The organism is Glycomyces harbinensis (assembly GCF_900101745.1).
Classification (GTDB): Bacteria; Actinomycetota; Actinomycetes; order Mycobacteriales; family Micromonosporaceae; genus Glycomyces; species Glycomyces harbinensis.
In genome coordinates, this window is the sequence record NZ_FNAD01000003.1 from 68,104 (window position 1) to 79,883 (window position 11,780).

General features: G+C 68.2%; 16 protein-coding genes. 10 read left to right on the forward strand and 6 right to left on the reverse strand.

Annotation, left to right across the window (positions count from 1 at the left end):
- Positions 1–110: 110 nt before the first annotated feature.
- Positions 111–353 carry a hypothetical protein gene (locus BLQ63_RS06385; RefSeq protein ID WP_091030472.1) on the forward strand — a complete coding sequence of 81 codons (243 nt, stop codon included), beginning with the start codon at positions 111–113 and terminating at the stop codon, positions 351–353.
- A gap of 25 nt (positions 354–378) precedes the next feature.
- Here BLQ63_RS06385 and BLQ63_RS06390 read toward each other — a convergent pair whose 3' ends face one another.
- The gene (locus tag BLQ63_RS06390; protein ID WP_091030476.1) at positions 379–1,101 is read right to left on the reverse strand and encodes an SDR family oxidoreductase; all 723 of its coding nucleotides are present in this window, start codon (positions 1,099–1,101) and stop codon (positions 379–381) included.
- A 1,439-nt stretch (positions 1,102–2,540) separates the two neighbouring features.
- Here BLQ63_RS06390 and BLQ63_RS06395 point away from each other — a divergent pair.
- Positions 2,541–2,978: a hypothetical protein gene (locus BLQ63_RS06395; RefSeq protein WP_143014787.1), complete on the forward strand. Its 438-nt coding sequence runs from the start codon at positions 2,541–2,543 to the stop codon at positions 2,976–2,978.
- A gap of 71 nt (positions 2,979–3,049) precedes the next feature.
- A complete protein-coding gene (locus tag BLQ63_RS06400; protein ID WP_091030482.1) occupies positions 3,050–3,607 on the forward strand; it encodes a hypothetical protein in 558 nt (185 codons plus the stop codon).
- 18 nt (positions 3,608–3,625) lie between these two features.
- On the opposite strand, the gene BLQ63_RS06405 is transcribed toward BLQ63_RS06400, so the two are convergent.
- Positions 3,626–4,450 (reverse strand): NmrA family NAD(P)-binding protein, encoded by an 825-nt coding sequence (locus BLQ63_RS06405; RefSeq protein WP_091030485.1) that lies wholly within the window; start codon positions 4,448–4,450, stop codon positions 3,626–3,628.
- A gap of 85 nt (positions 4,451–4,535) precedes the next feature.
- Between BLQ63_RS06405 and BLQ63_RS06410 the strand changes: the two genes are divergently transcribed.
- The 4 genes from BLQ63_RS06410 (at position 4,536) to BLQ63_RS06425 (ending at position 6,895) form a co-directional block, all read left to right on the forward strand.
- On the forward strand, positions 4,536–4,952 hold the full coding sequence (locus BLQ63_RS06410) for a winged helix-turn-helix transcriptional regulator (RefSeq protein WP_091030488.1): 417 nt from the start codon (positions 4,536–4,538) through the stop codon (positions 4,950–4,952).
- Between the two features lie 196 nt (positions 4,953–5,148).
- The gene (locus BLQ63_RS06415) at positions 5,149–5,478 is read left to right on the forward strand and encodes a hypothetical protein (RefSeq protein ID WP_091030493.1); all 330 of its coding nucleotides are present in this window, start codon (positions 5,149–5,151) and stop codon (positions 5,476–5,478) included.
- 126 nt (positions 5,479–5,604) lie between these two features.
- Positions 5,605–5,898, forward strand: coding sequence for a hypothetical protein (locus BLQ63_RS06420; RefSeq protein WP_091030496.1), 294 nt, complete (start codon positions 5,605–5,607; stop codon positions 5,896–5,898).
- A gap of 169 nt (positions 5,899–6,067) precedes the next feature.
- On the forward strand, positions 6,068–6,895 hold the full coding sequence (locus tag BLQ63_RS06425) for an SAM-dependent methyltransferase (RefSeq protein WP_091030499.1): 828 nt from the start codon (positions 6,068–6,070) through the stop codon (positions 6,893–6,895).
- A gap of 155 nt (positions 6,896–7,050) precedes the next feature.
- On the opposite strand, the gene BLQ63_RS06430 is transcribed toward BLQ63_RS06425, so the two are convergent.
- Together BLQ63_RS06430 and BLQ63_RS06435 are read right to left on the reverse strand one after the other, a co-directional pair.
- Positions 7,051–7,875, reverse strand: a complete 825-nt coding sequence (locus BLQ63_RS06430) for an SAM-dependent methyltransferase (protein WP_091031501.1) — start codon at positions 7,873–7,875, stop codon at positions 7,051–7,053.
- 230 nt (positions 7,876–8,105) lie between these two features.
- On the reverse strand, positions 8,106–9,083 hold the full coding sequence (locus BLQ63_RS06435) for an aldo/keto reductase (protein WP_091030503.1): 978 nt from the start codon (positions 9,081–9,083) through the stop codon (positions 8,106–8,108).
- 97 nt (positions 9,084–9,180) lie between these two features.
- On the opposite strand from BLQ63_RS06435, the gene BLQ63_RS06440 reads away from it, so the two are divergent.
- Positions 9,181–9,774 (forward strand): TetR family transcriptional regulator, encoded by a 594-nt coding sequence (locus BLQ63_RS06440; protein WP_091030506.1) that lies wholly within the window; start codon positions 9,181–9,183, stop codon positions 9,772–9,774.
- A 114-nt stretch (positions 9,775–9,888) separates the two neighbouring features.
- On the opposite strand, the gene BLQ63_RS06445 is transcribed toward BLQ63_RS06440, so the two are convergent.
- Positions 9,889–10,137 carry a DUF397 domain-containing protein gene (locus BLQ63_RS06445; protein WP_091030509.1) on the reverse strand — a complete coding sequence of 83 codons (249 nt, stop codon included), beginning with the start codon at positions 10,135–10,137 and terminating at the stop codon, positions 9,889–9,891.
- Positions 10,134–10,940, reverse strand: coding sequence for a helix-turn-helix domain-containing protein (locus BLQ63_RS06450; RefSeq protein WP_143014788.1), 807 nt, complete (start codon positions 10,938–10,940; stop codon positions 10,134–10,136). The genes BLQ63_RS06445 and BLQ63_RS06450 overlap by 4 nt, the downstream gene beginning before the upstream one ends.
- Positions 10,941–11,156: 216 nt before the next feature.
- On the opposite strand from BLQ63_RS06450, the gene BLQ63_RS06455 reads away from it, so the two are divergent.
- Together BLQ63_RS06455 and BLQ63_RS06460 are read left to right on the forward strand one after the other, a co-directional pair.
- On the forward strand, positions 11,157–11,477 hold the full coding sequence (locus BLQ63_RS06455; protein WP_143014789.1) for a hypothetical protein: 321 nt from the start codon (positions 11,157–11,159) through the stop codon (positions 11,475–11,477).
- Positions 11,470–11,733, forward strand: coding sequence for a hypothetical protein (locus BLQ63_RS06460; protein ID WP_091030517.1), 264 nt, complete (start codon positions 11,470–11,472; stop codon positions 11,731–11,733). The genes BLQ63_RS06455 and BLQ63_RS06460 overlap by 8 nt, the downstream gene beginning before the upstream one ends.
- Positions 11,734–11,780: the final 47 nt, after the last annotated feature.

An 11,780-nucleotide genomic window follows, 5' to 3' on the forward strand; every position in this document is an offset into this window, starting at 1 on the left:
CGGCGTCGTGGACGCGAAGCCGCCCGACCTCACCGAGGCGGGCGACCAGCGGGCCCGTCGGGTGGCCGCGACCTAACATGGTCGGCACCGATCACCTTCAAGGAGCCCCCGTGCGCGACCCATTCGAGATCACCTTCCAGAGCCTCGCCCGGATCGAACGCAAACTCGACCTGATCATGCAGCACTTGGAGATCAACGACGACGTGCCTCCCGAGCACGACCGCATGGTGGAGATCCGCAGCCTCATCCGGCACGGCAGGAAGATTGAAGCGATCAAGCTCTACCGCCAGATCACGCGCGCCACCCTCCTCGACGCCAAGGAAGCCGTCGAACTCATCGAAGCCGGGCTCTGACCGACTGCACCGCTTGGACGAACGGCTAAGCCTGCTCGAAATAGAAGGACTTGATGAAGCAGTCGCGCGGCTGGGCTATCGCGAAGCGGACGCAGTCGACCACCGACCGCGCCGACAGCGCGTCGGCGGCTTCGCGCGGCCTCTCCCATTCGGCCGTCAGCGGATCGACGTCGTCGAAGTCCGGCGGGTACAGCGAGATGACCCGGACTCCTTGGGGCCGAAGGCGCTTCGAGAGCACCTCGGTGAACCCGGCCTGCGCGGACTTGGCCGCGTAGAACGCCTCGTGGGCGGTCGACCGGTGGTTCCCGTACTCGCCGCAACCCGAGATCAGGGTCACGATGTCCGGTCGAGCGCTTCGCGTCAGCAGGGGCAGCAGGGCCTTGGTGACGAGCACGGTCCCGGTCGCCCCCGCGGCGACGGTCGCGGCGATGTCCTCGTCCGAGGCCTCGAGGAAACCGCCGGAGTCCAGGTAGGGGGCGCCGTTGTTGACGAGCACATCCACGCTGTCGCTCACCTCGCCGACCGCTTCGGCGAACTCCCGCACCGACTCGGTGTCGGCAAGGTCGCATTCGAAGGCGTGCGCTCGGCCGCCCGCGTGGCGGACCTCCTGGGCGACCGTCTCGGCCGCCCCGAAGCTGCGGGCGGACAGAAACACTTCGGCGCCCTCGCGCCCGAGCGAGATCGCCAGCGCCCGCCCCAGCCCGCGTCCGGCTCCGGTGACGGCGACCCGGTAACCCGTGAAACCCATGGCGACCTCCTCGAAGTTCCAGTCTCCCGGAACGCGGGGAGGAGTCAAGTCCTAGGGCCAATGGCGTTCAGTTTGGGCGCCATTGGAGTAAGGGCGTCGAGGGTGTCCGGGGTTGTGTGGGTGACGTTGGGCAGCGCTTCGGGCGAGGTTCGAGCGGGCGGCGACGAAGGGATGCGCGGCGGGTCTGGCGTGCGTTGGCGACCCCGAGCACCGCTTCGGGTGAGGTTCGGGCGGCAGCGATGAAGAGGCGAGGCTGGGGCGGGGTCGGTGGCGGCCTTGGGCGCCGTGTCGGTCGGGGTTCGGGCCGACGGCGATTACAAGACGGGAGGCGGGTCGGGCATGCGGTGCGGGGGTCTGGTCGGTGGAGGCGCAGCGGTGCGTCTGCGTGCGCTGCATGGTCGTTCCCGCGGGGTGCACCGTGGTGGTGTTGGTGGGCGTGCTCGTGGTGGTCATGTCGGGGTCTCCTCCTTTCTGCTCCTGTCGTGATCGTGCTGCGTTGAGCACCGCCCCGGCCCCAGGCTCGGTTCCGGTCCCCGCCCTGCTCCTGCTCCTGTTCTGGGTTGCCGTTCCTGCTCTGGTGCTGCCAGCCTTGGCGGGTACCAGTGCACGAGGCGCGGGGTGTCGGTCCAGGTGGGTTCGCGCCGATAGCGTGGGTGGCGGCGCAAGGTGCCCGCCCCTTGAGACGTGCGGGTGCTGCACCGGAGTGCTGGTAGTGCTTGCTGGGTGTTGGTCGGGACTGTCGGGGTGCGCGTGGATCGGGCGCAGATGCCGACTGGTCGTGATCGTCGCAGGTGGCGCTTCGGCTGACCTTTGCCTGCGGTGTGTGCCTCGTTGCAAGCACTAGTCTGAAGGCGTTCGAGGTGATCCCGGCCCCCAGAGCCCCCCACCCGATCCGGCGCTCTGCACCGTACTGCTGCGAGGTCTCGATAGCACTCCCAGAGCGACCACACACCAACCCCGAAATACTCGGAGCAGTGGCGTCGGGGCTCCCTACAGAGGAACGACTCTCGGCCAGAGGCTTGGCGTAGTCTGCATACACCGGCCGCCGCCTGTACGAATCCCATACCCTTGTGCGTACCCCAATTCTCTCCCACACAGGCACCCCCCGCAACACCCACACGGGCACAGAACACTCACATTCGGCGTCCAGAACCCAAGCGCCGCAACACCACCCGACACCAACACCGCCGGTTCGTCGCCGCCCGCCCGAGCCCGCACCGCCTCGGCGCTCAATGCCGCCACCGACCCCGTGCCATCCCTCGCCTCTTCGTCGCCGCCGCCCTTGACTGTTGCGCCGGCCCCCGAGACCGCAGGCCGCCGACAACACCGCTCACCTCACCGCCCCGAGTCAAGGCGACAACCCCGCACCCGCCCCAACTGAACGTCATTGGTCCTAGGACTCCGTTGCAGGGCCGCGCCCGAGCACGGATAATCGCGGCATGAGTGCGCCCATCGTGAGACGGCCGCCGGCCGTGCGTGCGCTCATGCTGCTGCTGATCCTGAGCTGGATCGACTACATGGCCGTGCTGATCCCCGAGTACTACGCCTGCGGGCCGCACGACGTGGACTGCGAGCGGATGGGGTACCACAGCCCCGCGTTCCTGACGTTCGCCGTCGTCGTCACCACGCTGCTTCTCTTGTACGCCTTCGCGATCTGGCACCGCCAGGCCTGGGCCTGGTTCCTCGCGCTGGTCACCACCGTGGTCCCGGTGATGGTCCTCCTCGCCGAGTTCGACTCGTGGCTCTCGGCCCCGCCCCTGGAGAAGCTCGCGGGCGTCCTGGACCTCGCCTGCATCGGCCTCCTGGTGTCGCCGCCGGTCTGGCGCTGGGCCCGCGTGCGCCCCGACCCTAATGAGACCAGCGCAAACAGCGGATAAGCCGTAAACTGAGGGCACCTCGTTCCTTGGAGTGCCCCATGAACAGGCCCCCCCTTTACGAACCTGAACCGTTGTACGACAAGCCGCATTCGGTCGACCTCGCCCAGGTCATGCTGGTGTTCCAGTACTTCATGCTCATCAGCGTCAGCCTCGGCCTCGGTCCGCGCCTGCTCGGCTGGGTCGAATCCCATTCGGCCGATATACCGGGCGTCTCGCAACTGGAGAAGGCCCTTCCGGTCGGCACGACCTTCCCGATCGCGATCGTCCTACCGCTCATCGCCGTCTTGACGGCCCCCTACGCCGCCATGGTCTTCCAGCTCGGGCGCGGCCGCACTTGGGCCCGGGGGTTCGCGGTGCTCTTCGCGATCGGGAACGCTGCGATCGGCATCCTCGGCGTCTCGCGGACCTACGGCGACATCACGGCGTTCGTGGTCGCGCCGGTCTGGGTCGTCATGGCGCTGTGCGTCATCGGCGGCCTCGCCTCGCGCTCGGGCCGCCAGTGGTTCGATCAGGGCGGCTGGGCGCCCTGGTACGCCCGCTACGAGATGGACCAGGAGGACCGGCGCCGCTACGTGAACCGGGGCGGCCGACGCCAGGTCCCGGCCGGCGACGAGGACAGCGCCGACTGAACGGCGGCGCGCGCGCCGCTACAGCACGTCGATCGCGCGGCGCGGCGCACCGGCGAGCAGGCCGGGCAGGTCCGACTCGGTCCCGCCCATGAAGCCCGCGTTGACGTTCGCGAACACCGACACCGTGTGCGCCACCTGGAACGGCGGCAGCCCCGCGGCGGTCAGCGCCGCGCGGAAATCGCCGAGCGACAAGGGCGCGTAGGCGATCTCCTTGCCGTGCTCGGCGCTCAACGCGGACGCCAGGTCCTCGCCGCCGAGCGCTTCGCTGCCGACCAGTTCGTAGACGCGGCCCCGGTGTGCGTTGTCGACCTGCGCGTCGGCTTCGACCGCGACGCGGGCCGCGGCCTCGGCCAGGTCCTCGCGGGCCGCCGCCGCGACCTTCCCGCCTCCGAGCGGCAGCGTCAGCACCCCGGTCGCGACGGCCTGCTCGGCGGCCTGGGACAGCAGTTCGGCGTAGAGGCCGTTGCGCAGCACCGTGACCGCGAACGGCGCTGCGGCCAGCAGCCGCTCGGTCGCCCGGTGCGCCGGTGCGATGCTCATGTGCTCGCCCGCGCCGGTCAGGCTCGTGTAGACGACCTGCCGCACACCGGCGTTCGCGGCCGCCTCGACCACGGCCCGGTGGCGGGCGATGACGACGTCGTCCTCCGCGAACCCGGCCGAGACGGCGACCAGCACGTCCACCCCGCCGAACGCCTCGGCGAGGCTGTCGGGCGCGTCGAAGTCGACGCGGCGGGCCGAGCCGGTCGGCCGCCGCGTCCCCGCCACGACCTCGCGGCCCGAGGCCGCGAGCTTCGCGGCGATGAGCGAACCGAGTGCGCCCGAGGCGCCGGTGACCATGATCATTGGATGCTCCTGATGTTCGAAGGCGCCGTTTGGCGCCGCCTCCGATGATGGGTAGCGTTCGGGCCGAACGTAAGGAGGCACTCGCATGTCCCCAGGGCACACCGCCGTAACCCTCCAGGCCCTGCCGCCCGAGCCGCCCGGGCCGTGTGGGGAAGACCATTGCGGCATCCGCGAGGTCCTCGACCGCATCGGCGACAAGTGGTCGGTGCTGGTGGTCGTGGAGCTGGCGAAGGGACCGCGCCGGTTCCGGCAGTTGCAGCGCGCGATCCCCGGTATCTCGCAGCGGATGCTGACGCTCACGACCCGCCGCCTCGGCCGCGACGGCATGTTGGAGCGGACCGTGTTCCCCACGAACCCGCCGCAGGTCGAGTACCGGCTGAGCCCGATGGGCGCGAGCCTGGCGGGCCTGGTCGCCGACATCGCGGACTGGTCGCGCGACCACCAGGAGGCGATCGAGGCATCGCGCCGGGCCTGGGACGAGGAGCCCGCGGCGGACGACTGAGCCGGTCGGCGGTCCGATCAGGAGTTCCTGCCGCTGTTCCGCCGGTGTTCCGCCTTGTTCGGGCCTGCTCCCGCCACCAGACTGATCGCAGTGGCGGCCCGTCCTGGCCGACCCGCACCAGGCGGTCGGCCGAGCTTCGAGCACAGCCCCCTCCTGCATCAGCAGTTGGCTCAAGGATTGCAGCGGAAGGAACGCGATGTCCATGAACAGTGTCCTCAAGAGGAACGTGCGAAGGGCTTCGGTGACGCTCGCCGGGCTCGCGATGGCGGCGAGCCTTACCGGGCTCACCGTCGCCGGCACCGCATCGGCGGCCCCGGCCGTCGCCCAGACCGAGACGACTGCGACCGCCTCCGGCGACTACACGGTGGCCCGGGGCAAGCTCTACGGCACCTGGAGGTCCTCCACCAGGTGCGTGGAGGTGGCCCAGTGGCTTCGAGGCTTCCCCAGCATCACCGACGCCTGGTGCGTGCAGGGCAACGCCATGGGCACCGTCTGGCACGTGTACTACGAGGGTCGCCTCGTCTAGGCCGTCCTGCGAATCGGACCGGGCCCCGAGGCGGCAGCCTCGGGGCCTTTCGCCGTTCTGCGTGCTTTCGGCGTCTGCGATGATGAGAGTCGACTTGTCATCCATGTACGGAAAGGCCCGCCCGGTATGAGTCCCGACGCCCTGCCCGAGGGGTACCCCGACTCCACTTCCGGCGGCCTGGTCCGAGTCTCGGACATCGAGTTCCTCGAGTTCGAACTCAGGATGACGCTCACCCTCGGCGAGCGGTTCGTGCAGATCTGGGAGCTCGAGGAGGGCGTTCCCGCCCGCTGGTTCGGCAACGCCTTCCGCGTCCACACCGATGCTCCCGGCCTGTACCTCAGCTACGAGTACGACCAGGCGCTCGACCGGTACCAGCGCGACCGGCTCGCCGGCATCGCCGCGAAGTTCTGGGCGCCCTGACCGCTGCGCTTCACCGTGGCAGGAGTCGACGAAGGTGGCTCCGGCGCTTCGTGTTTCATTCGGGAACGCATGTGTTCTCTGTGCACAGGCGGGTTGATCCCGCAGTGTGGCAGTGTGATCGCGGTCGTACGATGTGCGGATCGTTCCTTCGAAGAAGAGGCAGGGGTCGATGGCTGAGATCCACGACAACGCGGAATCCGTACCGAACTTCGACATCTCCAGGCCCACCATCGCCCGCGTCTACGACGCGATCCTCGGTGGGAAGGACAACTTCGCCCCCGACCGCGAAGGCCGGGACGCGTACATGAAGCACGTGCCCAACGCCAAGGACGTCGCCCTCGACAACCGCCTCGGGCTCAAAAAGGGCGTGGAGTACATGGCGCGCCACGGCATCGACCAGTTCCTCGACATCGGGGCGGGCCTGCCCACGATGGAGAACACGCACCAGATCGCCCAGAGGATCAAGCCCGACGCCACCGTGGTCTACGTGGACAACGACCCGATCGTGCTCGCGCACGGCCGGGCCCTGCTGGCCACCAACAAGACCACGACCATCGTGACCGCCGACCTGCGCGACCCCCAGAGCATCCTGGACCACCACGAGGTCCAGGAGATGCTCGACTTCACCCGCCCCATCGGGCTGATGGTCGTGGGTCTGCACATGCACTTCCACGAGGGAGAAGGCTCTGACGGGTGGGTCCGCGTCCTCATGGACGCCTGCCCGCCCGGCTCGTACCTGCTCGTCACCGACTTCGTCGACACCGGCGAACCGCTCCAGAAGGCCATCGAGCAGGCCGGTCTGGAGAGCCTGGGCAACGGGTGGATCCGCACCCCGGAGCGGATCAAGGACCACTTCCTCGGCCTGCCCCTGGTGGACGACAAGATCGACTTCATCCCGCGCTGGTTCCCCGGCGAGCCCGACCGAGAGGTCCCCGACCCCCAGGACATCGAGCCCTGGCACAAGATCATGATGGGCGGTCTCGCCTACAAGGCCTGACCCTCGACCGACGGAGAGGCGCGCAAGGCATCTTGCGCGCCTTTGCCGTGCTCGGGCCGCGGCCTTCACGAAGTCGGCTCACCCGATCAGGTGAAAATCTCCTGAGACGACGAAATGCATGGGCCCGCGCCGAAAGGCGCGGGCCCCGCATCCCGCTATGCCTTTCTGGCGATCCCGGCCATCTGGGTCCGTTCGTACGGCTGGAGGTCCGCCACCTCCGCCACGGGCCGGTCCGGGTCCTCGGGGAACCACCGCGGGATGTACTCCAGTCCCGGCGGGACCATCTCCATGCCCAGGAAGTGGCTCTCCAGCACCGAGATCGGTCGCATCCAGCCGTTGCCGAGCGTCTCGATGCACGCGGCCGACAGCGCCGCCTGCTCCGGCTCGCCGGTGTCGGGCCACGAGGTCAGCAGCAGGTGGCTGCCCGAAGGCAGGGCGGCCATGAGCGCCGCGATGATGTCGTTCGGGCGCTGCTCGTCGCTGATCTGCATGATCATCCCGACGATCAGCAGCGCGATCGGCCGCTGGAAGTCCAGGAATCCCCGCAGTTCGGTGCGGGACAGGATGTCGTCGGGATCGAGCAGGTCGGCCTCGATCACGATGGCGCTGTGGCTGTCGGCCAGCAGCGTGTTCGCATGGGCGATCACCACCGGGTCGTGGTCGACGTAGACGACCCTCGCCTCCGGGTTGATGCCCGCGGCGACCTGGTGCGTGTTCTGCGCGGTCGGCAGGCCGCACCCGATGTCGATGATCTGGTCGATCCCGGCGCTGCGCACCAGGTATTCGACGCCGCGGATGAGCGCGGAGCGGTTGATCCTCGCGCACTCGCGCGCCTGCGGGATGTGCTGCGCGAACACGTCGGCGGCCTCGCGGTCGACCGCGAGGTTGGTGGAGCCGCCCAGCAGCGCGTCGTACACGCGAGCGGTGGCCGGGACGCTGGTGTCGGTGCCTGGCGGCAGCTCGATGTCGTTGTCGTGCATGTGGCCTGCCTTCCCGCCGCGAACGGCGAACATCGGATCGGAGGCGCGGGTAGGACCCGCAGGGGAGTGGCCGTGACGTTACCGGGATTCACCCCCTCGCGCCGGACACCAAGTGCGGCTTGGGCTCTGACGACCTGGCCCACCGTTCCCGTTCGCTGTCAAAGAGGCGCCGGGCGATGCGGCGGGGTGACCGGCGGCGGCCGGTCACCCCGCGGTTCGGTCATCGCAGGTCAGACCCATTCGGGCACTTGGGTGTAGCGGGCGCCGAACCCGCCGGTCGGCAGGATCTCCTTGACCGCGGCCAGATCGGCCGCGGTGAGCGCGACGTCGGCCGCGGCGATGTTCTCCTCGACGCGGGTCCGGCTGCGCGAGCCGGGGATGGGGACGACGTAGTCCTTCTGGCGCAGGACCCAGACCAGGGCCAGCTGCGGGACGGTGACGCCCTTTGACGCGGCGAGCTCGGTGAGGCGGTCGACGGCGGCGAGGTTCTTCTCGAAGTTGCCCGGCTGCCAGCGGGGGTCGACCCGGCGCAGGTCGGTCTCGTCGTACTGGTCGGCGGGCTTGGCGGTGTCGGTGATGAAGCCGCGGCCGAGAGGGGAGTAGGCGACGAAGCCGATGCCGAGTTCCTCCAGGAGCGGGAAGAGCTGCTCGACGTCGCGTTCGAACAGGGAGTACTCGGTCTGGAGGACCGAGACGGGCTGGACGGCGTGCGCCTTGCGGATGGTCTCCGGGCCGGCCTCGCTGAGCCCGAAGTACTTGACCTTCCCGGCGTCGATGAGCTCCTTCACGGTGCCGGCGACGTCCTCGATCGGGACGTCGGGGTCGACGCGGTGCTGGTAGAACACGTCGAGGTGGTCGACGCCGAGGTAGCGGAGGCTGTTGTCGGCGACCTTGCGGATGTTCTCGGGGCGGCTGTCGAGCCCGAAGCCGTTCTGGACGTCGGTGAGGTCGAAGCCGAACTTGGTCGCGATGGTGATCTCGTCGCGGAAGTCCTTGACCGCCTCGCCGAGCAGGATCTCGTTGGAGCCGGTGCCCCAGCCGTAGAGCTCGGCGGTGTCGAAGAAGTCCACGCCCAGCTCGTGGGCGCGGCGGATGGTGGCGCGGCCTTCGGTCTCGTCGCCGGGGCCGTAGGCCATGGTCAGGCCCATGGTCCCGTAGCCGATCGCGGAGACGTTGAGTCCCTGGGTGCCGAGTGCGCGGTGCTGCATGACAGTTCCCTTCATCAAACCAAACGGTTCGGTTTGAACGGTACTCCGAGGAAACTCGATCGTCAAACCGTTCGGTTCGGGCGGGTAAGCTGGACCGATGCCGCCCGCCTCCAGTCCTGAAGCCACCCGCGACCGCATTCTGGCCGCCGCACGCGCCGAGTTCGCGCGCTACGGGATCGCCGGTGCCCGCATCGACCGCATCGCGAAAGCGGCGAAGACCAGCAAGGAGCGCGTCTACGCCTACTTCGCGAGCAAGGAGGCCCTGTATCGGCTGGTCTCGGCCGAGGAGCTGACCGCGATCGTGGAGGCGACCGGCATGGACCCGGCCGACCTGCCCGAGTACGCGGGTCGCCTCCACGACTACTACGCCGCGCACCCCGAGCGGTTCCGGGTCATGCAGTGGGGCCGTCTCGAACTCGACCCCGAGCGGACCGACGCCGACGACCCGGTCCGCGCGACCATGGCCGGCAAGCTCGAACGCCTCCGCCAGGCGCAGAAGGACGGCCTCCTCGACCGGTCCTGGGATCCGATCGACATCCTGGTCCTGCTCAACCAGATCGCCGCTTCATGGGCGGGCTATCTCGATCTCGCCCCGGCCGATCCCGCCGAGCGCGAGCACTTCCTCCGCGACCGCCGAGCCGCCGTCGTCACCGCCGTCGAACGACTCTTCCCCGCCGCGCACCGGTCCTGACACGAACTTTGAAGGTTAAAACCAGCTCAGTCGGTGCTCCGGCGCAGTTCTGCTGCCGAGAGCCGAAAGAGGCCCGGCCGAACGGCCGGGCCTCGATTGATTCGTGGGGATCGACTACCGGTCGGCTTGCTGAAGCAGAGCGGTGAAGTCGGCGGTCTTCAGATCGAAGATCGGGGAACCATCGCCGAGCTTGCTGTCCCGCACCTGGAAGCCGGTACCTGCGGGGCGGGCTTCGACGCAGGCGCTGTTCTCTGCGCCGTTGCTTCTGCTCGACTTGCGCCACGGGGCGACCCGCAACTCAACGCAGTTGCTGTCCGCAGTGCCCTGGCTCCTGCTCGACTTGCGCCACCCATCCTGGCTCATCGCTTGAACTCCTTCAGAGACTTGGCCTGTCGGAGCCCTCCTTCGAAAATCTGGTGGTACTTGGCCACTGCGTCGCTGTTCTCATAGAACCGGCGCTCGTAGGGGCTTTCCAGATAGACGATGCTGGGATCCTCGTGATCTCTGAAGGATAGTACGTAGAAGGGCACATCGAGCATTGGATAAGGTCCGCCTGAGAACGGCAGGTACTTGATGGTCACGTTGGGGTGTTCATCGATTTCGAGCATTCGGTTGAGCTGCTCGTCATCGCAGCCGCACCGCAGGACCGTTTCGGTCAACAGATATTCCAGCTTGATCGACTCCAACCGGCCCAGGAGTGCCTCCTGCCGGGCAAGCCGATCCTCGATGAGCACCGGGATTCGCTCGGGAGCGACATCTCCACGCTCAAAGAGCCGTCGCATGGTCCTCTCCGTTTGCATCTCACCAGGCACGAACATGGTCTCGAACTTTCTCAGGCCGACTGCCAGCCTCTCGAACTCCAGGTAGGCATCCCACCCGGAGTTTGCGATCGCGAGGCTGGTCTGGGCCCAGATCTTGTCGTTCACGAAGCGCCAGATGCGTTCCAGCTCGAATCGGACCTGTTGCGGGGCACCGTAGTGCTCGGCGAGCCTGCCGATGATCGCGAAGGTCAACCTGGTCGACCTGCCCTCCTCCAGCCGTCTGAGCGTCCGAGTCGAACCGACGATCGCGGCCGCCTCCGGGTCGGTGACATTGAGTCCCGCCAATTCGCGCTGCGCCGCAAGCTCGCGCCCGATCTGCCTGCGAAGTTCAGAAGCCGTCGACATCCACTCAGTATCGCAATAACCGTCCATTGCGCAACCTTCATCGAGGCGCGATTCCGTATGGCAGTTTGGAGAACCATACTGCCACACCGTTATGGCACACGCATTGTCGCTGCACTCAATGCCAACCGTCCTAGCAGGTGTTTTGCCTTGAGCTTCTGCCTTCCCTCTCCCTACTCTCGACTCACACCGCTGACGCGGATGGGAGGAGAGCGAGTAATGCGAAGAGAAGCGAGCGCGCGGCAGGAGGCGGGCGACCCCTTGTACCGGGGGCGGTTCAGCGACGGTCAGCGCCATTTCACCGTCCGCGCTTCGAGCACCGAAGTGCCGGACTCGTTCCAGGTGTATGCGGGAGGCGACCACGCCGACATCGTGGTGATCGTCTCCGGTCTGGCGACCTGGAACCTCAGGGCCACTTGGGGAGACGGCTGGCGCTCGGCGGGCGAGGAGTGGAAGGGCTGGCTCAAGGACCAGGCCTTCATGGTCTTCTACAACGGACGGCCGCCGGAGGCCGGGAAGGTTCGAGTCTGCAATGGCTGAGGCCAAGGACAAGCAGGGCGTCTACCTCGGCGAGTTCCGGCGCGGACCGGCCTTCTTCACCGTCTTCGAGATCTCGGCCGATCCGCGCGCGTACCGCGTCGACTGCCGCGACAGCGGCGGCGGCCCGAACCCGTGCGCCACATTCGAGGAAGGCATCGGCGAATCGCCGTACTGGCACGGCGCCTGGAACCACGACGAGTGGTGCGCGTGGATCGTCGCCGAGGCGCGCAAGGTCGTCGAGAACCCGACCCGATAGGGAACGCGCCCCCGGCCCGTGGTTCCCCGGGCACGGGCCGAGCGGCG

Coding starts and splice junctions, on each gene's coding strand:
- BLQ63_RS06390 (WP_091030476.1), bottom strand. CDS start 1,101: ATGGGTTTCACGGGTTACCGGGTCGCCGTCACCGGAGCCGGACGCGGG.
- BLQ63_RS06395 (WP_143014787.1), top strand. CDS start 2,541: ATGAGTGCGCCCATCGTGAGACGGCCGCCGGCCGTGCGTGCGCTCATG.
- BLQ63_RS06405 (WP_091030485.1), bottom strand. CDS start 4,450: ATGATCATGGTCACCGGCGCCTCGGGCGCACTCGGTTCGCTCATCGCC.
- BLQ63_RS06410 (WP_091030488.1), top strand. CDS start 4,536: ATGTCCCCAGGGCACACCGCCGTAACCCTCCAGGCCCTGCCGCCCGAG.
- BLQ63_RS06415 (WP_091030493.1), top strand. CDS start 5,149: ATGTCCATGAACAGTGTCCTCAAGAGGAACGTGCGAAGGGCTTCGGTG.
- BLQ63_RS06420 (WP_091030496.1), top strand. CDS start 5,605: ATGAGTCCCGACGCCCTGCCCGAGGGGTACCCCGACTCCACTTCCGGC.
- BLQ63_RS06425 (WP_091030499.1), top strand. CDS start 6,068: ATGGCTGAGATCCACGACAACGCGGAATCCGTACCGAACTTCGACATC.
- BLQ63_RS06430 (WP_091031501.1), bottom strand. CDS start 7,875: ATGCACGACAACGACATCGAGCTGCCGCCAGGCACCGACACCAGCGTC.
- BLQ63_RS06435 (WP_091030503.1), bottom strand. CDS start 9,083: ATGCAGCACCGCGCACTCGGCACCCAGGGACTCAACGTCTCCGCGATC.
- BLQ63_RS06440 (WP_091030506.1), top strand. CDS start 9,181: ATGCCGCCCGCCTCCAGTCCTGAAGCCACCCGCGACCGCATTCTGGCC.
- BLQ63_RS06445 (WP_091030509.1), bottom strand. CDS start 10,137: ATGAGCCAGGATGGGTGGCGCAAGTCGAGCAGGAGCCAGGGCACTGCG.
- BLQ63_RS06450 (WP_143014788.1), bottom strand. CDS start 10,940: ATGTCGACGGCTTCTGAACTTCGCAGGCAGATCGGGCGCGAGCTTGCG.
- BLQ63_RS06455 (WP_143014789.1), top strand. CDS start 11,157: ATGCGAAGAGAAGCGAGCGCGCGGCAGGAGGCGGGCGACCCCTTGTAC.
- BLQ63_RS06460 (WP_091030517.1), top strand. CDS start 11,470: ATGGCTGAGGCCAAGGACAAGCAGGGCGTCTACCTCGGCGAGTTCCGG.